This is a genomic window from Acinetobacter sp. 2JN-4, from assembly GCF_003687745.1.
In the GTDB taxonomy this organism is placed as follows: Bacteria; Pseudomonadota; Gammaproteobacteria; order Pseudomonadales; family Moraxellaceae; genus Acinetobacter; species Acinetobacter halotolerans.
Window position 1 is genome coordinate 20615 of sequence record NZ_RDNY01000003.1, and the last position, 24028, is coordinate 44642.

Genomic DNA, 24028 nt, shown 5'->3' on the forward strand with positions numbered 1-24028 from the left:
TTTGGTTGAAGCGTAAGAGACAATGAAAATTTAGAAATGTGACATTTATAAATTTTAGCTTGCGATAAAAAAAACGGCCATTTTGCAATGACCGTTTTTTTATCGGCAGAAGCTTATTTTTGTACTAACAATTGATCAAAGTGTTTAGCGAATACTGCAAGCTCAGCTTGGCTTAGACTTGGAATTAATTTCTTAATTACAATATGAACTGCTGTTTCTACACCGCTGGTTGCAACGCTTGCAGCACCACGTTTAAGCATCCCTAAACCTAGTGTCTTATTGTACTCAGTCATAAAATGATGAATCAACGCATCAGCAAAAGATTTAAACTGTTTGGTGAGCGCATCACGTTGTTCCTTGCCATTACCAGCTTCAACTTCCGCAAAACTTTTTTTCATATCAGCAACAAGACTATCAGGCAAAACAGTACCAATACGTTGTTTACCTTCGTTGTCGATAAACAAACTTTTTTCCATAAAGTTCAATGACTCTAATACTTGGTCATTTGATGTTTTACCGAGTAGTTGTTTCATTAAAGACGAAACAATGCTACGAATTTTTTGAGCAAGTTCTTCAGTTGTATCTCGTTTGTCACTTGGTGGAAACTGTTGAACCAAATGAACCAACATGGTGTCAATTAACTCATCAGTAAGCTGTAGAGATATTTTGTCACGTAAAGGGTATTGTGGTTCTTTACTGTCACGATTGGCTTGTGCAAGTTGAATATCCTGACTCAAGCTTGCTGAAGGAAGAATACCGAAATAACTGGTCATTGAAGAACGTCCTCTATATCAAATTTATTCGTTTTATTGTCGTGCCAAGCGAATTGGCTCGGGCATCCATGACAAATCTGAAACTCGGCATGGATTAATATCCAATCCTCCACGACGAGTATAAGTTGCATAGACCATCAATTTTTCTGGTTTAAGCAATTGCCAAATATCCGCAAATATTTGTTCAACGCATTGCTCATGAAAACCATTATGCTGACGGTACGAGATAATATAAGCTAATATGCTGCGATAACAAGGTCTTTTGCCTTGAAAACGGATAAAAACAGTACCCCAATCTGGTTGTCCTGTCACAGGACAATTACTTCTGAGTAGATGGGAATAAAGCTCAACTTCTACATCGTCAGGCGTCGCAGTATCAAGTTGCAACAAAGTTGCATCGGGGTGCTCAGACAAACGCTCAGGGATAAGATCATCAATACAAATCCCCCTAGGTTGAGTAATCTTTAGATCATCCACTTGAAATAATTCAAGTTTAATCGTTGCGCCAGCAGCTTTTGATAAATCTTGTTCAACAGTCTCAATAAATACCTGTCTAGAGGTAAATTGAGTGAAGTTCAAACTATTAAAATAAAGCTTGAGTGATTTTGATTCGATCAGATTTGGCGAGCTTGCAGGCAAGGTGAGACGACCAATCGCAACTTGAGGTAATCCATGTGGATTTAACCAAGAAATTTCAAAAATATGCCACCAGTCTTTGCCCTGAGTAATCCCATCAATATGTACATATTGTTGGCGGGATTCAGCGCGAGCGATTGGAAATAAAACGTCTGGCTGATATTGAGTTGGGTATTGGGTATCTTTACCCAACAAAGAATGTTCTACACTCATTCACGCATTCCTGAACCACGAGCTAATAAATGATATGCAATTGCATAAAGGACAACACAACATAAGGTCACAACGATTAATGAAAGTGAAACATTCACGTCACTATGCCCTAAAATGCCAAAACGGAAAGCATTGACCATATATACAATTGGGTTAATTAAAGATAAGTTTTGCCAAAATGGGCTTAATGCACTAATGGCATAAAACACGCCGCCTAAGTAGGTCAGCGGTGTCAATACAAAGGTCGGGATAATTGAAATATCATCAAATGACTTGGCATATACAGCGTTGATTAAACCACCAAGTGAAAACAATAACGAAGTAATGATGACCGTATAAATAGTCACAAAGAAATTATGAATTTCTAGATGCGTAAAGAACAAGCTCATGATCGTCACAATTAAGCCAACCAATACACCACGAGAGACGCCGCCAATCACATAACCCCACAGGATCAAATGCAGAGGTACAGGACTCATAATCAGTTCTTCAATGCTTTTTTGAAATTTCGCACTAAAGAAACTTGAGGATACATTGGCATAGCTGTTGGTGATGACTGCCATCATGATTAAACCGGGGATAATGAACTGCATATAGCTAAAGCCGCCCATTTCACCGATACGTGAGCCGACTAAGTTGCCAAAAATCACAAAGTACAAACTCATAGTGATCGCAGGGGGTAATAAGGTTTGTGGCCAGATCCGCATAAAACGGCGAATTTCTTTAACGACTAAAGTCCACAGTGCGGTTCTTAACTGACTAAAGTTCATTGATCCGCTCCTGCAAGATTCTTCTCAACCATTTTGACGAATAATTCTTCTAAGCGGTTCGATTTATTACGCATACTACTGACGTGGATATTTTGTGATTGTAACAATAAGAATAAATCATTCATGTTATGTGCTTTATCCATCGTTACTTCTAAAGTCACAGGATCAATTAAATTAAAGGTGAAACCGATAATATTAAAATCAATGGAATTGATCGGTTCTACTAGGTCACAAATGAACGACTCTTCATTCATTTGATTCAGGAAACCTTTCATTGAGGTATCTTCTTTTATTACGCCACGATCGATGATCGCTATACGGCGGCATAGCATCTCAGCTTCTTCAAGATAGTGGGTCGTTAGAATGATTGACGTTCCATTTTCATTCATTTCAGTCAGAAAATCCCACATTGAGCGACGTAACTCAATATCGACACCCGCCGTTGGTTCATCCAGAATCAGCAACTTAGGTTCATGCATCATGGCACGTGCAATCATCAAGCGGCGTTTCATACCACCAGAGAGCATACGAGATTGAATGTTTCGTTTGTCCCATAAGCCAAGTTTTTCTAAATATAATTCGGCACGTTGTTCCGCCAGTTTTTTTGGAATACCGTAATAACCTGCTTGGGTCACTAAAATATCAAAGGTTTTTTCAAACTGACCAAAATTGAATTCTTGAGGAACAACACCCAGACATTGCTTGGCATGTGAAGGGTGGGTATCTAAGTTATGCCCAAAAATCTCAACTGAACCCGATGTTTTTTTGGTTAAAGAGCTAATGATACTAATCGTCGTCGATTTACCTGCACCATTAGGTCCTAATAATGCATAAAATTCACCTTCAGGCACGGTCAAATTAATACCTTTTAACGCCTGAAAACCATTACGATAAGTTTTGGACAAATCGCTCAACACCAAAGCATCAGTCATGAACGTCTCACGTTGTTAAATAGAATGAGTATTCTGAGCGATATGGAAAAATAAACCAAGTGGGAAAATGGTTTATCTTGTTCTATATATAGAACGGAAACTAAAGATTTCACCGCGATTAAATCTTGATTTTTGGCGCAACAACAATTGACATGATGAGCTTTTAGTCATCTCAAGACGCGGACGACCACAGCTAAAAAATGATCAGAGTTTTGCAATAAGGTTAATTTGTTTTCACGGGTAAAACTGGGCTCGGTGTTGAAGTGCCCTAATGATCTTAAATATACTTTAGAGAAATAAAGTTTTTGTTTAAATGGTATATTCTTGTAAATCATATTTTATGAATAATTATAGATGATGGTAAGCTTTTTCATAGTTATATTGAGAAATGAGTAAATCTAATGAATAAGCTGATTTTGTTGGTTGTAAGTTTTGTGGTTGCTGGGCATGTATATAGTGCTGAGGATTTGTATAGTAAAACAGAGTCTATTTTAATTAAAAAAGATAATGAGCAATTGGGTGAGCGAGAAAGCAGTCAACAATATGATTTCTTTGGATCATCAATCCAACGAGAGCAAGACCGCATAAAGCAACAAGAAAAAGAAGTGGGCAAAATATATGATGAAAAAGCAATAACTGCCAATATGAGTCCTCATGATAAATCTCAATATCTTTTAAGGAACAATGATCTAAATACACTGAATAAATTCGAAATTAATCAGCAAATTAAGTCCAATCAAGAAGGTAGAAATAAAGGTATTATTACTGAAAGGGATTACCAAAAAAGACTTGTAGAGTTAAATTCCAAAAAAAAGTAGGCGTAAAAACAAAGGTTAGTTAACTAATTCCAATCAAATATCTGTAATAGAGTTGGATTGAATATAAGATTTTTAAAGTTTTGAAATAAATACATCGAACCGCCCAAGTGGCGGTTTTTTAATGGGGGAAAAATGGAACATATCAAATACGCACAACTTTTAAAGAATTCGTTGTATGAAGAGTGAGTACTGTGACGTTATGAAAAGCAAATGTGGTGCGCTCAGCGGGACTCGAACCCACGCCACAGGCTTCGGAGACCTGTACTCTATCCAGTTGAGCTATGAGCGCATGTGTGCCACATCATAGGCAAAAAATACTTATAGGTAAATATATACCTTTAAACAAAGATGCTTCTTGATTATTAAAACAACGATTTCAGTCTTATTTAGAAATACTCATCCCGATATGTTCTATAAATGCTGCACCGCGTAATTAATCAATTTCAATGTTTGATTCAACTGACTTGGTGTAATGCGAGATTCCTGTAGAGACGTAATCCATTGCATCTGACAAAGTTTGAGTTGAGATATAGTTTTGCTTTTTTGTATCTGCTGAATCAATGGTTTTGCCATTAAACCGCAATAGGTGGTTAGAGTTTGAATCATGACTTGCTGAACTTCAACAAAAGAAAGTTTTTCTAACGCAATTACTTCAGTTGCAATATTTTCATTGTTCGTCGCTGTTATTGTCTCTACGCTTTGTGTCGGCATAGAGTGCGTTAAATTGTTCGTCTTATGATTTTCTATGTATAAATTTTCTTGGACTCTAGTTTTTGTAGTCAATGTGACTTGTTCCGCCAATAAGCCCATGTCGATTAATTGTTGAACAAGCTCAGTTGGGGCAATTTTCTTCTTATAATCATGATCAAGCATTTGGAAATCTTCATGATCAATCAGTAGTAATAAACGGCGTTGGCGTACATTCAAAGTAATATTACGTTGTTGTAAGGCTATTTGCCCTAGCTCAGTTTTAAAAAAATGTGACATCTGTTCGTCTTGCCCCAGTCAAAAATTTGATAGGGGCTAAGATACGATTGAATAATGACATTTATGTTAATAATTTATTAAATATCATTGGGTTGATATTTTATTTAATGAGTTTGGTCTCTAAAGCCTTACGAAGATAAATATCTAAATCATCTTGGCGTAGTAACCATTGAATATAGTCAGATGGTAAGTCTTGGATGGCTGTACCTTTATGTTTACCAAAAGTGATCGTTTTAGGAATACGTGCTTCTTCTGAGGCAAGATAAAGTTGTTCAATATTTTGAATATCCAACTGATGAATAATATGCATCAAAATATTGGCTGTTAAGATGATATCAGCATCAGCACGATGTGCACCTTTTAACATTTCTCGCGCTTTATCGCTGCCTTTTGCGATTAAATAAATTAAAGCTGAAATATTGTGCGCTTCAGCATCTTCCCATACTCGACGTGCGAGCGCTAATGTACAAATCGGTTTTAATTTTGAGGTATCCACGCCACATTTGGCGATGGCTGTCACATCATAATCAACATTATGACCAATGATATAAGTGGTTTGTTCTGGCAGTTGGAACGTATTGTAAAACGGTTGATCGATTAGATCTGATTCTAAAATATGATGCACCGCCATTGCGGCAAAGGAAATGGGTTGACCGACTTGATAGAGCTGATCAAAGATTTTCTTTTTATCTAAGCTTAATTTTCCATTTTCTATTTCGATGGGTGCATAAGCGATTTCAATCGGCAAACCATTTAGTGTATGTGTTTCAGTATCTAAGATAATGGCCTGCATGATGTTAAACCTAAGACGAATTTAGAATTTTATTATCTTACAAGAAATTCTATAAAAGCGGGGCGAATGATCGATTGTATTGCTTGATATTTTAAAAAATTGAGAGTGCGTTGCATAAAGAAAAGTCAAAAATAGAATGAATGATAAAAAAGTACTTGAAACATTTTTGTAATAGGCGTAATTCTTATTGCTGTAATTGCCTTAGATGAGTAATTTCTAAGGATAAAATCATAAAAAATAGTTAAGGAAAAACGAAATGCACATGAAGTTATTAACGGTTGCGATGCTGAGTACGAGCTTATTACTTACAGCTTGCGGCGGCGGTGACGATAATGGGACGACGATATTTGTTCCAAAACCTGAAATTCCTGAAAATAATATAAAAGATCCTGTTGCAGGTATCCCTGAATCTTATACGAAGTCAGACTTTAGTGCCGTTGCTTCTGAAAGTTTAATTCTGACGTATAAGATGTTGGGCGTGAATGGTAAAGAAACATTAGCAACCAGTTTGTTGTTTGTACCTGGTGGCCCAATGCCAGCAACAGGTTGGAAGATTGTTGCTTGGGCACACGGCACGACTGGGGTTGCTGATCAATGTGCGCCGAGTCGTAATGCAACAAATGACCATATAAAAGGTATGATCAGTCAATTACTTGCCGCTGGTTATGTCGTTGTTGCACCTGACTATGAAGGGCTGGGTGAGCCAAGTGGTCGCGAACTACATCCATTTTTAAATGTGAAAAGCGAGGCATATTCAATCACTGATGCAGTCGTTGCTGCTCGTGCTTATTTATCAGGGCAAGGTAAACTTACATCACGTCAATGGATGACAGTAGGGCATTCTCAGGGAGGTCATGCCGCTTTAGGAGCTGCACAATACGCGAGTCGTGCCAAACTTGATTATAAAGGAACGATTGCGGTTGCGCCTGCATCCAATCTCGCAGCGATCCTAGCTTTGGGGGAGCAATCTGTGGAAAATGCACCTGTTAATCAACAAATTCCAGCGTATGCACAACTGGACACCTTTACAGCACTCATTACCGCGGGTTTGCGCAATCAAGAACCTACTTTTGGTTATTCAAATATTTTTAAGTCGCCAACTGATCTAATTGCGAGTCGAGCAGAACAAGATTGTGCAGATGTACTAGGAGATAAGTTTGGTGCTGCTATGCAGGAGCATTTAAAAAGTAATGTTAATTTAACAAATTATCCACGAACTCAAATGAATTTTATGACCATTCCTTTGGTTAAATCGTTCTTAGAAAAGGATTCTCAACCAGCCCAAGTAAAACTAAATCAACCTGTGATTATTTATCAGGGCGGGAAGGATGCGACCGTTCCCAAAGCGGCCACCGATTTGTTGGTATTAACCGCAAACAATAAGGGTTCAAGCATTCAATATTTCACTAACGCTGAATGGGATCACGGCACAGCTTATGCTCTTAATATCAATAATATTGTGAATGATGTTAAAGCAGCAATGCCAGCTCAATAAATAACTAGAAGATAAGCCCAGCCATTTATTCTTCGAGTGGTTGGGCTTTAAAACTGCATTCATTTTTAATCATTTCCGTTTTCTTCCTTTCCCCCCTAATCTTTAACATCTTGATCGGATAAAAACGCCGTTACGATCATCCAAATTTGTACTTTGAGTTTTTCAAGTTAAACAAGAATGGAATTCACGAAGAATTAAATAAATATCAACCTGTGAAACAGTAAACTTCATGCTATAATTCGCACCAATCTTTAGCACGGCTTAAAAGCCCTAATTTATAGGACCCTCCGCTAATGTTTGCCAATATTTCTATTGCTGAATTTGATCCAGAAATTGCTCAAGCGATTGCTTCTGAAGGCGTACGCCAAGAAGCCCATATTGAGTTAATTGCATCTGAAAACTATTGCTCTCAAGCTGTGATGGAAGCACAGGGATCAAAACTTACTAACAAATATGCAGAAGGCTATCCTGGCAAACGCTATTATGGCGGTTGTGAATATGTGGACGTGATCGAACAACTTGCAATTGATCGTGCAAAAGAATTGTTCGGTGCTGATTATGCAAACGTTCAACCACATGCGGGTTCTCAAGCGAACTCTGCCGTTTACTTAGCGCTTCTTAATCCAGGCGATACAGTATTGGGTATGAGCTTGGCGCATGGCGGTCACTTGACGCATGGTGCTAAAGTTAGCTTTTCTGGTAAAACCTATAATGCGATTCAGTATGGTTTAAATACTGAAACTGGCGAAATCGACTATGAAGAAGTCGAGCGTTTAGCACTAGAGCACAAACCACGTATGATCGTGGCGGGTTTCTCTGCTTATAGTCAAATCGTTGATTGGCAACGTTTCCGTGACATCGCTGACAAAGTAGGTGCTTACCTATTTGTTGATATGGCGCATGTTGCTGGTTTAGTTGCTGCGGGTGTTTATCCAAACCCTGTGCAAATTGCTGACGTAACAACCACAACAACGCATAAAACCCTTCGTGGGCCGCGTTCTGGTTTAATCCTTGCGAAAGCAAATGAAGAAATTGAGAAAAAACTTCAATCTGCTGTTTTCCCAGGTAACCAAGGTGGTCCTTTGATGCATGCGATTGCTGCTAAAGCAATCTGTTTCAAAGAAGCGATGTCAGAAGAGTTTAAAACTTATCAACAGCAAGTTGTTAAGAATGCTCAAGCGATGGCTGAAGTCTTCATTTCACGTGGTTACGATGTTGTTTCTGGTGGTACAGAAAACCATTTATTCTTGTTGTCATTGATTAAACAAGAAGATGTAACTGGTAAAGATGCAGATGCTTGGTTAGGTGCTGCTCATATCACAGTAAACAAAAATGCCGTTCCAAATGATCCGCGTTCTCCATTCGTTACTTCAGGTATCCGTATTGGTACGCCTGCGGTAACGACCCGTGGCTTCGGTGAAGCTGAAGTACGTGAACTTGCTGGTTGGATCGCTGACATTATTGATAGCAAAGGTGATGAGAAAGTCATCGCTGATGTTAAAGCTAAAGTTGAAACTGTTTGTGCAAAATTCCCAGTATATGCAAACTAATTTGTATATCTAAAAAAGCGCCGTAAGGCGCTTTTTTATTGTCTAATCAATTTGATTAGAGATGGAGTTTACAAGTAATTATATTTTTTATCTGCTTATGTAGGATTAATTTCTAGTAGCGAATAAAAAAGCACCCAGAGGTGCTTTATTTGAATCAATGACGGTGATGTTTTTTCTTTTTCCATTTTTTCTTTTGACTCTGACGTTTGTCATAATCACGGTCTTGACCGACTTGGCGACCTAAAGCCGCACCACCAGCAGCACCAGCAGCAGCGCCGATATAACCACCTGTAGTTCCGCCAACATTTTTACCGACAGCATAACCACCAACACCACCTAAACCACCACCAATGGCAGCCTCTGTACGAGTACGTTTGTTACTTGCAGCAGCAGCGCCACCAGCACCACCTACAGCAGAGCCAATCAAAGCACCATTATGGCCGCCAACTTCTTTACCAATAGCCGTACCTACCACACTACCTAGCGCTGATGTTGCAGCGACACGAGTGGCATTGTCAGCATGAGCAACAGTGACCAAAGAAGATGTTGCGAAAATCGCACTACATAACCAAACGTTTAATTTCATTTTTGACTCCATGTCCTGAGTAAATTGGACATCATTTCTAATGGTTGCAAATGTAACAAGAGTTGAGTGAGAAATTGTGGAGAGGTCAGTCTGAAGTATTGCAGTTTAGTGTCTGGATTGTAGCGTTTTGTTGTGAAACCAAAGTTGTTATCTAAAAAGTCATGATAAAACAATTGGTTGTGATTTTTTGATGAAAGAAGTTTTATGATCTAAAACTTCTTTATATTTATTTAAGGGTCTGCTGACATTTCACAGATGCTAGTCTTGATCATTTTGTTGTGATGAAGATTCTTCGCGCTGTGGTTGACGCTTATCAAGTCCTGTTTGTAGACGTAAATAGTTCAAATCACGAATATTCTTTTGTGTCGCGACCACACCAAACAAGCTGAGTAGAAATGACATGATGTAAAAACCTTTTTCACTCATGGTGATATCAGCATTCCATAAACTAATCAGTAACAGCACAATACATACAGCCATAGATGCCCAGCATAAAGCATAGTAGATCGCTGTCACGGGAATCTCTTCTAATTGGTCTCGAACTGTTTTTTGTAATGACGCGGCAGAAAATAAGCCATAAAGTAAAATCACAAAGTAATAACCTTTTTCATGCAGTGGCATGTCGGCATTCCATAATCCGATAATGAAACCAACGGCTCCTGTGAGTAATGCGACCCAACTTGCCGCAATAAACGCAGAGGTAGGGCGGTTAATAAAATTATTCATCGTTTTATCCTATTGTTTTATCTTTGTATTTACTCTTTTAGACTTTTTATATATGAGATCGGCAATTAGAACAAGTCATGAAAACCAAAGCTGAACAATTTGTGATGAAATGATGATGGAATCGTAAGTTACGGGGCTTCTCTATGTCTTTTAATCTGTAGAATCTGTAAACTATGCGCAATTTTTTGATTTTGCTTATGTCTATCAATTTGATATGCACTGAGCCCTTTAGATTTTGAGATATTCTGCCCATGAAAGCATCACTCCGCTTAAGACTAGATCAACTTTGCGATCGTCATGAAGAGCTGACTGCATTACTTGCTGATGTAGAGGTGATTTCGGACAATAAACGTTTTCGTAAATTGTCTCGTGAACATAGTGATTTATCAGAAATTACCGAAGTTTGGGGTAAATATCGTCAAGCTGAAGAAGATATTGAAACCGCAGAAATGATGAAGTCTGACCCAGATTTCAAAGATATGGCAGAAGAAGAGATTAAAGCCAATAAGGCGCTTTTGGCTGAATTAGAAGAACAACTCAATGTTTTGATGATTCCCAAAGATCCAAATGATGCCAATTCTGCATACCTAGAGGTTCGTGCAGGTACAGGTGGAGATGAAGCCGCGATCTTCTCGGGTGATTTATTCCGTATGTATAGTAAATTTGCTGAAACACAAGGTTGGCGAATTGAAGTGCTTTCAGAAAATGAAGGTGAGCATGGCGGCTATAAAGAAGTGATCTGCCGTATTGATGGTGATGGCGTATATGGTCGTTTGAAGTTTGAAAGTGGTGCACATCGTGTACAACGTGTTCCTGCAACCGAATCTCAAGGTCGTGTACACACTTCAGCGTGTACAGTTGCCATTCTGCCAGAAGTCGATGTCGATACCACAGTTGAAATCAATGCCTCAGATTTACGTATTGATACATACCGCGCATCAGGTGCAGGTGGTCAGCATATTAACAAAACTGACTCCGCTGTGCGTATTACCCATATTCCGTCGGGTGTAGTTGTTGAGTGCCAAGAAGAGCGCTCTCAACATAAAAACAAAGCCAAAGCGATGGCTCTACTGGTATCTCGATTGGAAAATGCAAAACGCCAAGCACAGGAAACAGCAACCTCTGAAATGCGTCGTGATTTAGTAGGATCGGGTGATCGTTCAGAACGTATCCGTACCTATAACTATTCACAAGGTCGTATGACAGATCACCGTATCAATCTGACGTTATATAAGTTGGATGCGATTATGGAAGGTGACTTGACTGAATTACTTGATAGTTTACATCGTGAATATCAAGCAGATCAGTTAGCAATGCTGGCGCAGGAAAATGGCGGCTAATGAATATTGCTCAAGCTTTAGAGATGAATGGCGAGATTGATAGCTATGAACGTCAAGAAGCAGCATGGCTACTTGAACATCTTTTAGGTGTCAGTGCTTTGGAATTAAAACTAAGGCTTGAGCAAGAGTTGACTGAACTACAACAGCAAGCTTACCTCGCGGGGCTTGCTCGACTTACGCAAGGTGAGCCACTCGCGTATGTCATCGGTTCACAACCATTTTGGACTTTAGATCTAAAAGTGACTCATGACACCTTGGTTCCTCGTCCAGATACTGAAATACTCGTCGAAACTGTGTTGAACTTAGCGCTTGCTCAGGATATCAACATGGTGGATTTGGGCACAGGAACAGGGGCAATTGCTTTAGCACTTGCGAGTGAACGGTCACAATGGTCAGTGACAGCAACCGATGTTTACCAGCCGACATTAGATGTTGCTCAAGAAAATGCGGTTCGACATGGCTTAACTCAAGTTAAATTTGCTTGTGGCGCTTGGTTCGATGCTTTAGACGCGCAAAAGTTTGATTTAATTGTATCAAATCCGCCTTATATTGATCCTGATGATGTGCATATGCAAAATCTCAAGTCAGAACCTGAACGTGCATTAGTTGCAGATCAGCATGGGCTTGCAGATATTGAAACCATCATTTCTCAAGGGGAAAGTTGGCTCAAGGCTAAAGGATGGATTGTCCTTGAACATGGCTATGATCAAGGACAAGCAGTACGTGAAATCTTTGAACGGTTCGGTTTTAGCGAAATCGAAACGATCAAAGATTATGGTGGTAATGATCGAGTCAGCTTAGGACAAAAGCTGTTTTAATCCTCGATATATTGCTGTACAGCTTTGGCTAAACCTTGCTCGCCTTGTTGCTCTAAACCAGCGACAACGCCTAAAGCATCAATTTTCTCACGATTTTGACTAAGCTTAAATTTACCCGTAATGTTTTCAATTTGAACCTCAATTCCAACAATACCTTTCAATTCTTCTGCAATATATTCGCTTGGTGCATCTGACATTTTCCAAGGTTTAGCTTGTTTGGCCTCATGCGTACGGGTGAGTTTTGCCAGAATTCCTCGCAAAGACTTTTCATCATGTAAAAAGTTAATCTTTCCTTTGATATGTACAACTTGATAATTCCATGTCGGTACATGCTGATGATGTTGCTGCTTGGTTGGATACCAGTTAGGTGAGATATAGCCTTGTTCACCCTGAAAAATAACGAGGACGTCTGTGTTGTTCTCAATTTGTGTATGTAGAGGGTTGCCCTTGGCGATATGCGCGATTAAAACAGCAGTATCACTTTCTTTATCGAGTAATAACTTAAATGGCAAATGATTGGCTTCTACACCTGCAGCACTATGACTAATCAAGGTTGCAAAAGGATAGTCTTGAATAAATGCGTATAACTTCTCAAGATCTTTTTCCACAAAAATTTCAGGTAAGAACATCATTAACCTCCATTTACTACTCTAAATGACCGAGAGAATTTTGTTTACTCGGTGATGATTTTCTATAACTACCCGGACTTACGCCACTCCATTTTTTAAATGCGCGGTGAAAAGCACTGGGGTCATGGAAATTAAGATCATCGCTGATACTTTGAATTGAATCATTAGTTTTACTTAATCTCTCAATCGCAATATCACAACGAATATCATTTTTAAGCTGTTGATAACTGACACCTTCTTGTTTTAAGCGGCGTTGAATCGTTGCCGTGGACATATTCAATTGCTGTGCAAAATCTTTCAGCTCAGCCCACTGAGAAGGCGCTTGTACGAGCAGTTGACGACGGATTTGCAAACTTAAAGAATTTTCATTCTTAAAACGTACAATCAGATTGTAAGGTGTATGTTTTAGAAAATCCTTTAAGGCATTTTTATCTTTCTTAATTTTATGTTTGAGATAATGTGCATCAAATTCAATTCTGTTTTGTTCAGCATTAAATTGAATATTTTCACAAAAACGGACACGATAGTCCTGTATTTCTACAGGCTGATGACATTTAAATGTCATTTTGTGAAAGTTAATGCGTTGATCACTTAACCAACACATTAAACTATGCACTAGCATTAAAAAGGTCGCATAGGTAAACATGCGTTTAGGTTGCTCGCGATCATGTAATATTAAATACGCTTTATCGCCTTGTTGAATAAGTTCAGCTTCAATATCATCAAGCACTAGCGCTAAAAATCTCAGAATTTCCTTAATCGCTTGTTCTAATGTTTCCGCATTAAATGCCAGTTTGGCCAATAACTTATAACTTCCTCGGCGCATTGGATGCGTATCCATACCCAAGAATTCATCATTCATGCTTTCAGCAAGTTCTACCCATAATTGTGCACACTGTGTGACAGGAATGCGGGCTTTCGTTGATGTTAATAACTCAGCTGAAATGCCAGCGCGATTGGCAATCTGTACAATATTCAAACCACGACTTGCAGCTACGCTCACTGCTTCACGAATCAGCGCATTCGAAATTGTATCTTTAGTGGAATGAAGATCAAGACTTGGGTTTAGGCTCATATGCGATAGAAACAATAGGAGGGTAAATCGGTTGAATGCTCAAAAGTTGCATCACATTTGTTAATTTTTGGAATTGTATCGGAAAAAAGTTGTCTTTACTCTCTGTTATAAAAATATATCACTTTAATTTGATAGGAAAAGTAAATGAAAATTCAAGGAAAGCACTTTGTTATTACAGGTGGTGGTTCAGGTCTTGGTGCTGCAACTGCTGAATATCTCGTTGAAAAGGGTGCTTCTGTTACCTTGGTGGATATGAATGTCGAAGTTGGAGAACAACAAGCGCAGGCTTTGGGTGAAAAGGCGGAGTTTTTCAAGCTAGATGTCACTGATGAACAGGCAGCAGAGCAATTCTTTAAAACTGTGCTGGAAAAACATGGCAGTTTGCATGGTTTAGTGAACTGTGCAGGGATTGGGCCATCGGCAAAAGTAATCGGAAAAGAAGGGGTGCACGATCTTGCTATGTTCTCAAAAACCTTGCATATCAATGTCACAGGGACCTTTAATATGCTGCGTTTTGCGGCAGATGCCATGAGTAAAAATACTGTAAATGAAGATGATGAAGATCGCGGTGTGATTGTGAATACAGCTTCAGTTGCTGCTTTTGATGGTCAAATTGGTCAGGCGGCTTATTCAGCATCTAAAGGAGCTGTAGTAGCAATGACCTTACCCATTGCACGTGAGTTAGCGCGGCATGCGATTCGTGTGATGACGATTGCACCGGGGATTATGGAAACACCAATGCTCAAAGGTTTACCACAAAATGTACAGGATGCTTTAGGACAAATGGTTCCTTATCCATCTCGTTTAGGTCGTCCTGAGGAGTTTGCTCGTCTAGTTGCACATATTGCAGAAAACTCATATCTAAATGGTGAGGTGATTCGCTTGGATGGTGCGATTCGTATGGCTGCTAAGTAAATTTGAAGTCAATGTAAAACGATGGGTCATAACCCATCGTTTTTTCGTTTCTGATTGATAGATGGAATGTATTCTGTTTGTAGCCTATTTTGACGCATGATTAATTTGCTTATATATTGATAATGAAAACTATTATCAAATTGGATTGAAATAATGCGATATCTGAACAAAGGTTTATTTGCTTTAGTTGTGTGCTCGAGCTTAAGTATGTCTGCTTTTGCAGATTTCACCCAAGCGCAGTTACCCTACAAAAGTGATGCTTTAGAGCCTGCCATTGATCAGCAAACGATGGAAATTCACTATGGTAAACATCACAAAGCTTATGTTGATAATTTAAATGCTCAGATCAAGACGTATCCTGAATTGGATAAATTAAGCGTAGAGCAAATCCAACAACAGATTTCTAAATATAACGCCGCAGTTCGTAATAATGGTGGTGGGCATTTTAACCATGCTTTCTTTTGGGAGAGCCTAGCGCCAACCAATAAAACAGGGAAGGCAAATGCCAAGTTATTAAAGCAAATTAATCAAGATTTTGGTTCATTCAAAGCCTTTCAAGAACAATTTAATCAAGCAGCGACCAGTCGTTTTGGCTCAGGTTGGGCATGGTTAATTGTAAACCCACAAGGCAAATTAGAAGTTACTTCAACCCCAAACCAAGATAATCCATTGATGGATATTGCGGAGAAGAAAGGTCAACCTTTGCTTGGCTTAGATGTTTGGGAACATGCCTATTACTTAAAATATCAAAATCGTAGAGCTGATTATACCAATGCATTTTGGAGCGTAGTGAATTGGAATAAAGTCAATGAACGCTATGCGAAAGCTGTAAAATAGGTTCTACATATATTCATTTGTTCAAGTGAGAATAGATGATTGGAACTTTCTCATCGGTTAGTTTAAAAAAAGCGATGGTTATGGTCATCGCTTTTTGTTTTTTAATTGCGTGATTCTTGAATATAAATAGCGGATAACTTTTAAAAAGATAATTACGCGACTTCTCCAACAAGACTATTAAATTGCCCACCGTTTATAGGCGCGATTAAAACTGGATATAGATGAATACCCCAGTTTTTTTGCGACGTCATCTTTGGTTATAAAAGGGTTCAGGAGTAATCTTTGAGCTTTGGTTTTGCGTACATCATCATACAGTAGTTGAAAACTCACTTCTTTTTCTTGCAACATCCGTTGTAATGTTCGTTTGGTGAGATTTAACTTTTTTGCAACTTGATCAATGCTTAACAAACCTTCAACTTCATCATCAATCAGTTGTTTTACCCGATACAAAATATCTTGTGTTGCTGCAAGGTCGTCTAATTCTTTTTGGCAAAGAAGTTTGAATTTTTCTGAGGTGAGTGGGTCAGACATGCTTAACGGCATATCCAAAAGCTTGGTCGAGGTGATTAAACAAGTACGTGGTTGTTCATAACAGATTTCTTCAAAAGTAGCGGTCAATATTTCATTAAAACGAGAAAAATATTCTGGATATTTACACTGTAAATTGATGCTTGGTTTGAAGCCTGGAATGAAAAACCTAACTAAATGTACAAAACCCGTCAAAAAGAAAACACAGCTAAATTCATAGGCTTGCAAATCAGTACGATCATTAAAATCAATCGCAGTACCGTCATAAATAATATGGTAATACGCCCGTTCTTGCTCAATTGTAAAATTTAATTCAACAAAGGAACACTGCAAGCTCACAAACTGATTGATCGTTTCAATTGCTTCAAGGGCATTTTTTGATATCGCGACTGTAAACCCCAGCAGACCATGAGAGCTGATTTTTAATTGACTACCCGCATAGAATCCAATTCCTTGTTCTTGCGTCAGCTCAATTGTACGGGTAATCACTTTCTTAAAAGAAGAAAGGCTAATTTTATAGTTCAAATCATTTAATTTTTCTATTTCAACTCCTGTCCCCCAAAATAATTCTTCAATCGAAATATCCCACCGTGATACGACTTCACTGATCAAGTGGGCATACGAGCTACTAATAAAATGTTGATTATGATGGCGCGGAATACTCATAACGCGAATAAAAATCCTTTTTTAAATTGAAGCGATTGATCTAGAAAATAATGTAGCACTTATACTTTGAAAATGTACATTCATCGGAATTTTGTAACTCAATAAAAAAATTGGCGTGTAATGATATGATTTTGGCGTGGTTTGTTTTAGTCTAAAAATCACACAATATTTCTTGCGAGTATACTTTTGCAAGTCTTTTGTATGTTTGGAATGATTCCTCATACGAAGTTTAAAGACAATATTGTTGTAATAAAAATGAAAAATGCTTGGAGCAAAAAACGTGAAGAAAAAATATTTAAATGCGATGGCTTTAATGACGGGCTTGTTAGTTAGTAGTGGATCTGTTGTTCATGCAGGTTTGTTCGACTTTCTATCACCAAAAGCATCATGGCAAAATTGTAATGTGAACTCCTGTTCTGTTGGTGGAAGTGCAAGGGTGACATCTGACTATGCAAAAACCAAATATCCTATTTTGTTAGCACATGGGATGGCAGGTTTTTCGGCTGTTGGCCCAATGCAATACTGGCATGGGATTACAGAAGACTTGGTTGGAAATGGTGCAAATGTCTTTGTGGCACAACAAGCATCCTTTAACTCATCAGAAGTTCGTGGTGAGCAGTTATTACTCCAAACCAAACAAGTTTTAGCGATTACAGGTGCTGAAAAGGTGAATTTGATCGGACATAGCCACGGTACACATTCGATTCGATATGTGGCAGGTTTATTACCGAATCGAGTTGCATCTGTTACGGCAGTAGGAGGTCCAGTTAAAGGTTCAGATGTTGCTGATGCAGTATATGCCTTTACTCAATCTCCAGTTGGCCCTGCCGCAACTCCTGTGATTACAGCGGCGGTGAATGCATTTGGTGCATTGATTGGTATCGGTTCTGGTAATTATTATGATCAGAATTCTTTAGCAGGGCTTAATTCACTAACGACGGCTGGATCTGCTGACTTTAATCAACGCTTTCCAGCAGGTGTACCAACAACAGCCTGTGGATCAGGTACAGAGCTTGCTAGTAATGGGGTACGATACTATTCATGGAGTGGAACAAGTCCATTTACTAATGCTTTAGATCCGATGGATTATGCATTAACCGCGACATCATTAATAATACCGGGTGAAAGTGATGGTCTCGTTCCTCGTTGTTCAAGCCATTTGGGCACAGTAATACGTGATAACTATGCATTTAATCATTTAGATGAAGTTAATCAGGTCTTAGGGCTGGTGGGGTTTTTACAAAATCCTGTGACACCATTTCGCCTCCATGCTAACCGCTTGAAAAACCAAAACCTTTAAAAATATGATCAAGGGAGTAATGGATTTACTCCCTTGGTTTAACATGGATTCAATAATTAATTAGAAAATAGAGTAACGGAATATGAGTGCCAAGTTTTTAAATAATAAGACAATAATTTTAGTAAGTGTTGCGTGTTTATTTATTATATTGGCTCTAATTTACTGGGCTTTTAAACCCTCAGTGCAAAATCAAAGTAGTCAAAATGATCTGCATACTCAAAGCTTGATGAAAAATAATATTCTGCCAAATGGTGAGAATGAAAGTAAGACCGGGAAAATGCCTACGCTTGCTCCGTCTTTACAGGGCACTCAAATTGATTGTCCGATTCAAGTTGATGCAAAGGGGACGTTGATTTTAACTGTTGGTATTCGCAGTTGTTTTGATTATTTCTTTTCGAGTTTGGGAGAAAAGACTGAACCCGAGCTTATTTTAGATATTCGACAATACTTAACCGCAACTTTACCTGAAACGGCTGCAAGTTATGCAAGCTATTTACTTGATCAATATGTGGCCTATACTCATAGCTTGAAGAACCTTCGAACCAGTACTCATTTTAAAAGCGATGAAATTGATAAATTTCAAAATATCATTGATCAAATGGCGAAGTTACAGCAACAGTTTTTTAATGAGGCTGAAATCCAAGCTTTTTTTGGGAATGAAAGAAGTCTGAATCAGTTTAGTATTGATCAAATGCGCATTCACGCCAATAAGAGTTTAACCACTCAGCAAAAGGCAATGGAGTTGGCGAAGACGATTGATCATTTACCTGAGACGATGGCAGATGGTGTGAAAGTTTCAATGCAATTTTCTGAATTGCAGCAACTTACTCAAGAAATTAAAGAAAAGGGTGGCTCAGCTCAAGAATTACGTAATATGCGAGAAACTTTGCTGGGACCAGAAGCGGCTGATCGTTTAGAAAAAGTTGATCATGAAGAAGCTGTATGGCAAAAACAGGTCAATCATTATCTGTCAGAGCGTCAGCGAATTTTGCAAAGTGATATGGATGATGCAAACAAACAGAAATCAATTAACCAACTTCGGAATAGTACATTTGGTACTAAAGAGGAGTTATTGAGAGCGCAGTCTTATGAAATTATGCATGATCAGAAGAAGTAGGGGGTGAAGCTGCCTATGCGGCAGTGAACAGCCAGAACGTTCGGGCTTAAGACTCGGTGTATTTCTAAGCCGCCTATGCGGCAGTGAACATCTATAGAATTTGCTTCTGATCACATGCTTTTTCTAAGCTGCCTATGCGGCAGTGAACGAAGGGATTCTTAACATGCAGCCTGCCGCTATTTTCTAAGCTGCCTATGCGGCAGTGAACTTGAGATGGATAACTACAAAATCAAAGTGAATTTTCTAAGCTGCCTATGCGGCAGTGAACAATTACCCAAGGCTGCATAACGGCGAGTATCATTTCTAAGCTGCCTATGCGGCAGTGAACGCGCAGCTAATGTGCTCGCCGTACTCCCTACATTTCTAAGCTGCCTATGCGGCAGTGAACCCAAAGCTGGTATCAAAAGCAATATAAATAAGTTTCTAAGCTGCCTATGCGGCAGTGAACCTTTTAATTTCGGCAAATCACGCGGTTCAATTTTTCTAAGCTGCCTATGCGGCAGTGAACGGCAATAAAGCCTACTTAACTTATGCAGCCATTTTCTAAGCTGCCTATGCGGCAGTGAACGTGCCTGATTCGATCTGATTCAAAGTCGGACATTTTCTAAGCTGCCTATGCGGCAGTGAACTATAAAATAGCATAAATAAATTAAGCAAAAACATAAAGTTGAGCGCTAATTTATGTAAATACCCAAAGATTTTACAGAGTGTCGTAACTTATTGATTTTATTAGGCTGTTAAAGAGTAATGGAAATATTGGGGTAAAAGTATGAGTTTGTCAAAGTAAAATCATTGAAGATATAACACTTATTACTTTGCTAAATCATTTTGCACACTTAAAATCGAGAACGAGTGATTCATTAGAGAAGAGAGAACGTGTCTGACCATCAAGAAAATGCATTTGAACTGAGTGACGATGAAATGCATCTATATAGTCGTCAGATTCTATTGGATGGTTGGGATATTGAAGCACAAGAAAGACTGAAACTTGCTAATGTTTTGATTGTCGGTGCAGGGGGGATCGGTTGTACCAGTGCCGAACTGCTTGCTCGTGCTGGTGTAGGAAAAATAACGATTGTTGATGCCGATACTATTGAAATGAGCAATCTACAACGACAGATTGCGTTTACCTCAAATGATTTGGGGCACTACAAAGCAGAAGTTCTGGCTAAACATCTACAAGATATTAACCCACATATACAAGTCAACTATCAAAATATACGATTTGATGAAACGAATGCTGATGATTTAGTACAGCATCAAGATGTAGTTTTAGATGGTTGTGATAACTTTACTACCCGATATCTAGTGAATTTAACCTGTAGAAAGCAGCAAGTCCCACTGATCAGTGCGTCTGCGATTGGTTTTGAAGCGCAATTATTTATGGTAGATACCGATTCAGCTTGTTATGAATGTCTATTTCCTGAAGAGCAGCAAGTAGATGAAGGCTTACGTTGTGCCGAGTCTGGGGTGCTAGCGACCACGCCTGTAATGATAGCGTCATTACAAGCGCATCACACTTTGCTTTATTTAGGCTTGGGTTTAACACCGCTCAAGCAAAAACTGTTACTTTGGAATGGTTTCAACCTTTCACAGCGCATTCTACAATTTGAAAAAGATACAAATTGTCCAGTTTGCCAGGCAACTTGATCGGTAATATCAGCAAACTTTGCTAAACTAATGCCATCTTCGAGGCAATGAAAGATTATGAAAAGAAATATTTTATTTGATGGACTACGCTCTGTTGCACGTATTGGTGAGACAGTTATGGTTGCAGCACAAGCAGGTGTGAAATATGCAACCGAAAAACCGAGTAACGCGAAACTTATGCGTGAAACCTTTGAATCATTAGGTTCAACTTATATTAAGCTCGGGCAGTTTATTGCCAGTACACCATCTTTATTTCCTCGTGAATATGTTCAAGAGTTCCAAGGTTGTCTAGATCAAACCCCAACCTTGCCATTTAGTTATATTCAAGGCGTTTTGGCTGAAGAGTTTGAGGGTAAAAATCTCAATGAGATTTTTAGTTTTATTGATGAAAAGCCGCTTGCTTCAGCATCGATCGCTCAAGTGCATGCTGCTAAATTAGTCACAGGTGAAGACGTTGTATTGAAAGTACAAAAGCCTGGGGTTGAAACCATCTTATATACGGACTTAAATGTTGTACATTGGGCTGCAAAATTACTAGAAAAAGCGGTTCCAAAGATTAAATTTGCATCTTTGTCCGAAATCGTAGATGAGATCAAAACACGTATGGTACGTGAAGTCGACTTTATTGAAGAAGCACAAAACCTCGATGATTTTGTTCAATATCTCAATGTTTCAGGCAATACTGCTGCAACTGCACCAAAGGTTTATCATCAGTTTTCGACACGCCGTGTTTTAACGATGCAGCGTTTGTACGGTGTGTCATTAACGGATTTTGATGTTGTTAAACAATATGCAAAAGATCCTACACAAGTTTTAATCACAGCAATGAACACTTGGTTCGGTAGCTTAATGCTATGTAAAAGTTTCCATGCAGATTTGCATGCTGGGAACTTAATGCTACTTGAAGATGGGCGTGTTGGTTTTATTGATTTTGGTATTGTTGGGCAACTCAATCCTGCGGTGTGGACAGCGTGTATGGCATTTATGGATGCTTTGCAGCATACCAATTATACCGCTATGGCTGAAAACATGCTCAAGATGGGAATGACCAATAAAAAGATCGATACACAAGTCTTGGCTGATGATTTAGAGCGTTTATTTAGCGGCGTATTATTGGCTGACCCTCAAGAAATTTTGAGTTCAAATCCTGCTGATTTGAATGACATCATGATGGATATGATCGGTGTTGGCGAGCGTCATGGGATCAAATTCCCGCGCGATTTCGCTTTACTATTCAAGCAAATGTTATATTTTGATCGTTTCATGCGTATTCTTGCACCATATACCGATATTTATGCTGACCAACGTTTGAAAATGGTTCACAATATTGAACCTGCTTCGTTTTTAAAGCATTAATTTATTTTTCGGTTCATTATTAGGTCATTATGGATGCCATTATTATTGAAGGATTAAAGGTTGATACGATCATTGGTTGTTTCAATTGGGAACGCCAAATTATTCAACCTTTGATGTTAGATCTCACCATTCATAATGATCTCAGTCAGGCTGCAAACTCTGATGAGTTAGATGATACTCTTAACTATGCTCAAATTTGTGAACTTGCAGCCGAAGTGATTCAACAAGCTCAACCCAAACTAATTGAGCATGCGGCTCAGTTAGTGCTTGATTGTTTATTTTCTACTTTCCCTTCAGTCGAATCTATTATTATCACGATTCGCAAACCTGCAATCATTGCACAAGCTCAAGCAGTAGGAATTCGTCTTGAACGCAACAGAAACGATTTTTGCGCTCGCACTGGCGAGTAATGTTCAGCAGCAGCAAAATTTTACTTTTGCTTATACTCAACTTGCAGATTTAGGTACGGTGAAGTTTTCTCCTATTTATCAAATTCCGTGTCGTGATGGTATTGGTGCTGATTATTGGAACTCAGCATGTTTATTGCAAAGCCATCTACCTGTTGATGAAATAATAGAGATACTCAAAAAACTTGAAGAGCAATCGGGACGTATTCGTCCATCACACCATATTAGTTTAGATATCGATGTGATTGCTTGGGGCAATACTTTAGACAATATGCAATTTAATCCAAAAAAGTTACCATTAGCATTAGACGTAAAAATTCCTTTGAGCGATTTATGGCAGCAAACTGCATTAAGTTATGACCAAAATATGCAGTATCCTGTTATTACAATATAATTTTTATAAATAATAGCGAATAATTAGGAAGCGCTTTATGAAAACTATTTTACTCGGTTTCACTTTGGCAGTTTTACTTTCTGGCTGTGCGTCAATGAGTGTTGAGCAATGTGAAACAGCAAATTGGTTTAATGTCGGTGAGAAAGATGGTTCGGCTGGGCATGCATCTCGTTTAGATAAATATTATTCATCTTGCCAAAAAGCCAATGTTGTTCCAAATCAAAGCTTATATGAAAAAGGCTATCAAAAAGGCTTGGGTTATTATTGTCGACCTGAGACGATTTTTAACGAAGCATTAGATGGTCGTGGTGATTTTCGGGTCTGTCCTTTAGAGAAACGAGAGTCTTTGCGTAGCTATTATCAGGTTGCAAATAATTATTATCAGGCAAATGCTGAATTTGATCGTTCACAAAATGATTTAAGTCATTATCTAAACGAGTTAGAGCGTAAAGATTTAACGTCTAAACAGAGAGATGACTATAAAAAACGTTTACATGATGTACGTTTAAATAGTCGCAATGTGCAATCACGTTATCACGATGCAGTTCGAAACTTAGAGCGTTTTAAAGCTGAACACGATTTAGATTAAGCTTTAAAATTGCTTCTGAAAAATCCATAATTTCGACTATGGATTTTTTTGGGAAAAACATTTGAATTACATACTAATAAATTTATGAATGATTAAATATTCAATTGATTCATGAAACTAGGATGCAG

Annotated in this window: 25 protein-coding genes, 1 tRNA gene and 1 CRISPR repeat array; of the genes, 14 read left to right on the forward strand and 12 right to left on the reverse strand. The window is 38.5% G+C overall.

From position 1 onward, the window contains the following. Positions 1-113: 113 nt before the first annotated feature. From EAH57_RS05315 to EAH57_RS05330, 4 genes are read right to left on the reverse strand one after another with little or no spacing between them, the layout of a single operon-like run. The gene (locus tag EAH57_RS05315; protein ID WP_004670677.1) at positions 114-773 is read right to left on the reverse strand and encodes a hypothetical protein; all 660 of its coding nucleotides are present in this window, start codon (positions 771-773) and stop codon (positions 114-116) included. A gap of 33 nt (positions 774-806) precedes the next feature. Continuing rightward, complete coding sequence (queF, locus tag EAH57_RS05320) at positions 807-1622, reverse strand: NADPH-dependent 7-cyano-7-deazaguanine reductase QueF (RefSeq protein WP_121929155.1); 816 nt, start codon at positions 1620-1622, stop codon at positions 807-809. Further along, entirely contained in the window at positions 1619-2392 is a 774-nt protein-coding gene (locus tag EAH57_RS05325) for an ABC transporter permease (RefSeq protein WP_121929156.1), read from the reverse strand. Before EAH57_RS05325 ends, queF begins: the two co-directional genes overlap by 4 nt. After that, positions 2389-3324, reverse strand: coding sequence for an ABC transporter ATP-binding protein (locus tag EAH57_RS05330; protein ID WP_004670680.1), 936 nt, complete (start codon positions 3322-3324; stop codon positions 2389-2391). Before EAH57_RS05330 ends, EAH57_RS05325 begins: the two co-directional genes overlap by 4 nt. A gap of 401 nt (positions 3325-3725) precedes the next feature. Here EAH57_RS05330 and EAH57_RS05335 point away from each other — a divergent pair, with 401 nt between their 5' ends. Further along, positions 3726-4142 carry a hypothetical protein gene (locus EAH57_RS05335; protein WP_121929157.1) on the forward strand — a complete coding sequence of 139 codons (417 nt, stop codon included), beginning with the start codon at positions 3726-3728 and terminating at the stop codon, positions 4140-4142. A gap of 213 nt (positions 4143-4355) precedes the next feature. Here EAH57_RS05335 and EAH57_RS05340 read toward each other — a convergent pair. From EAH57_RS05340 to EAH57_RS05350, 3 genes are all read right to left on the reverse strand, one after another. Further along, positions 4356-4431: transfer RNA gene (locus tag EAH57_RS05340), tRNA-Arg, on the reverse strand. 122 nt (positions 4432-4553) lie between these two features. After that, complete coding sequence (locus EAH57_RS05345; protein WP_121929158.1) at positions 4554-5129, reverse strand: hypothetical protein; 576 nt, start codon at positions 5127-5129, stop codon at positions 4554-4556. A gap of 100 nt (positions 5130-5229) precedes the next feature. After that, positions 5230-5922 carry a 3'-5' exonuclease gene (locus tag EAH57_RS05350; protein WP_121929159.1) on the reverse strand — a complete coding sequence of 231 codons (693 nt, stop codon included), beginning with the start codon at positions 5920-5922 and terminating at the stop codon, positions 5230-5232. Between the two features lie 256 nt (positions 5923-6178). Here EAH57_RS05350 and EAH57_RS05355 point away from each other — a divergent pair, with 256 nt between their 5' ends. Then, positions 6179-7417, forward strand: coding sequence for an alpha/beta hydrolase (locus tag EAH57_RS05355; RefSeq protein WP_121929160.1), 1239 nt, complete (start codon positions 6179-6181; stop codon positions 7415-7417). A gap of 293 nt (positions 7418-7710) precedes the next feature. Next, positions 7711-8967 carry a serine hydroxymethyltransferase gene (gene glyA, locus EAH57_RS05360; RefSeq protein ID WP_004670686.1) on the forward strand — a complete coding sequence of 419 codons (1257 nt, stop codon included), beginning with the start codon at positions 7711-7713 and terminating at the stop codon, positions 8965-8967. Positions 8968-9121: 154 nt separating this feature from the next. Here glyA and EAH57_RS05365 read toward each other — a convergent pair whose 3' ends face one another. Both EAH57_RS05365 and yiaA read right to left on the reverse strand, forming a co-directional pair. Next, the gene (locus EAH57_RS05365; RefSeq protein WP_121929161.1) at positions 9122-9553 is read right to left on the reverse strand and encodes a glycine zipper domain-containing protein; all 432 of its coding nucleotides are present in this window, start codon (positions 9551-9553) and stop codon (positions 9122-9124) included. A gap of 258 nt (positions 9554-9811) precedes the next feature. Next, entirely contained in the window at positions 9812-10279 is a 468-nt protein-coding gene (yiaA, locus tag EAH57_RS05370; RefSeq protein WP_121929162.1) for an inner membrane protein YiaA, read from the reverse strand. A gap of 251 nt (positions 10280-10530) precedes the next feature. On the opposite strand from yiaA, the gene prfA reads away from it, so the two are divergent. Together prfA and prmC are read left to right on the forward strand one after the other, a co-directional pair. Continuing rightward, complete coding sequence (gene prfA, locus EAH57_RS05375) at positions 10531-11619, forward strand: peptide chain release factor 1 (RefSeq protein WP_004670689.1); 1089 nt, start codon at positions 10531-10533, stop codon at positions 11617-11619. Continuing rightward, entirely contained in the window at positions 11619-12437 is an 819-nt protein-coding gene (prmC, locus tag EAH57_RS05380) for a peptide chain release factor N(5)-glutamine methyltransferase (protein WP_121929163.1), read from the forward strand. The genes prfA and prmC overlap by 1 nt, the downstream gene beginning before the upstream one ends. On the opposite strand, the gene EAH57_RS05385 is transcribed toward prmC, so the two are convergent. Together EAH57_RS05385 and EAH57_RS05390 are read right to left on the reverse strand one after the other, a co-directional pair. After that, complete coding sequence (locus tag EAH57_RS05385; protein WP_121929164.1) at positions 12434-13066, reverse strand: FMN-binding negative transcriptional regulator; 633 nt, start codon at positions 13064-13066, stop codon at positions 12434-12436. The genes prmC and EAH57_RS05385 overlap by 4 nt on opposite strands. 16 nt (positions 13067-13082) lie before the next feature. Next, on the reverse strand, positions 13083-14141 hold the full coding sequence (locus EAH57_RS05390) for an AraC family transcriptional regulator (RefSeq protein ID WP_121929165.1): 1059 nt from the start codon (positions 14139-14141) through the stop codon (positions 13083-13085). Between the two features lie 144 nt (positions 14142-14285). Between EAH57_RS05390 and EAH57_RS05395 the strand changes: the two genes are divergently transcribed. Together EAH57_RS05395 and EAH57_RS05400 are read left to right on the forward strand one after the other, a co-directional pair. Further along, complete coding sequence (locus tag EAH57_RS05395; RefSeq protein WP_121929166.1) at positions 14286-15056, forward strand: 3-hydroxyacyl-CoA dehydrogenase; 771 nt, start codon at positions 14286-14288, stop codon at positions 15054-15056. Positions 15057-15209: 153 nt separating this feature from the next. Then, on the forward strand, positions 15210-15893 hold the full coding sequence (locus tag EAH57_RS05400; RefSeq protein ID WP_121929167.1) for a superoxide dismutase: 684 nt from the start codon (positions 15210-15212) through the stop codon (positions 15891-15893). Positions 15894-16070: 177 nt separating this feature from the next. On the opposite strand, the gene EAH57_RS05405 is transcribed toward EAH57_RS05400, so the two are convergent. After that, a complete protein-coding gene (locus tag EAH57_RS05405) occupies positions 16071-17087 on the reverse strand; it encodes a helix-turn-helix domain-containing protein (protein ID WP_121929168.1) in 1017 nt (338 codons plus the stop codon). A gap of 280 nt (positions 17088-17367) precedes the next feature. Here EAH57_RS05405 and EAH57_RS05410 point away from each other — a divergent pair, with 280 nt between their 5' ends. From EAH57_RS05410 to EAH57_RS05440, 7 genes are all read left to right on the forward strand, one after another. Beyond that, positions 17368-18387: a lipase family alpha/beta hydrolase gene (locus EAH57_RS05410; RefSeq protein ID WP_121929421.1), complete on the forward strand. Its 1020-nt coding sequence runs from the start codon at positions 17368-17370 to the stop codon at positions 18385-18387. An 82-nt stretch (positions 18388-18469) separates the two neighbouring features. Continuing rightward, positions 18470-19504 (forward strand): lipase secretion chaperone, encoded by a 1035-nt coding sequence (locus EAH57_RS05415; RefSeq protein WP_121929169.1) that lies wholly within the window; start codon positions 18470-18472, stop codon positions 19502-19504. A gap of 1 nt (position 19505) precedes the next feature. Next, positions 19506-20133: direct repeats of the CRISPR family, unit length 28 nt; unit sequence TTTCTAAGCTGCCTATGCGGCAGTGAAC. A gap of 292 nt (positions 20134-20425) precedes the next feature. Beyond that, entirely contained in the window at positions 20426-21154 is a 729-nt protein-coding gene (locus EAH57_RS05420; protein ID WP_416240486.1) for a HesA/MoeB/ThiF family protein, read from the forward strand. Between the two features lie 57 nt (positions 21155-21211). Beyond that, the gene (locus EAH57_RS05425) at positions 21212-22510 is read left to right on the forward strand and encodes an ABC1 kinase family protein (RefSeq protein WP_004670699.1); all 1299 of its coding nucleotides are present in this window, start codon (positions 21212-21214) and stop codon (positions 22508-22510) included. A gap of 29 nt (positions 22511-22539) precedes the next feature. Further along, positions 22540-22920, forward strand: coding sequence for a dihydroneopterin aldolase (folB, locus tag EAH57_RS05430; RefSeq protein WP_121929171.1), 381 nt, complete (start codon positions 22540-22542; stop codon positions 22918-22920). After that, a complete protein-coding gene (locus EAH57_RS05435) occupies positions 22877-23311 on the forward strand; it encodes a 2-amino-4-hydroxy-6-hydroxymethyldihydropteridine diphosphokinase (RefSeq protein WP_121929172.1) in 435 nt (144 codons plus the stop codon). Before folB ends, EAH57_RS05435 begins: the two co-directional genes overlap by 44 nt. Before the next feature lie 37 nt (positions 23312-23348). Further along, the gene (locus tag EAH57_RS05440; protein ID WP_121929173.1) at positions 23349-23900 is read left to right on the forward strand and encodes a DUF2799 domain-containing protein; all 552 of its coding nucleotides are present in this window, start codon (positions 23349-23351) and stop codon (positions 23898-23900) included. Positions 23901-24028 lie beyond the last annotated feature (128 nt).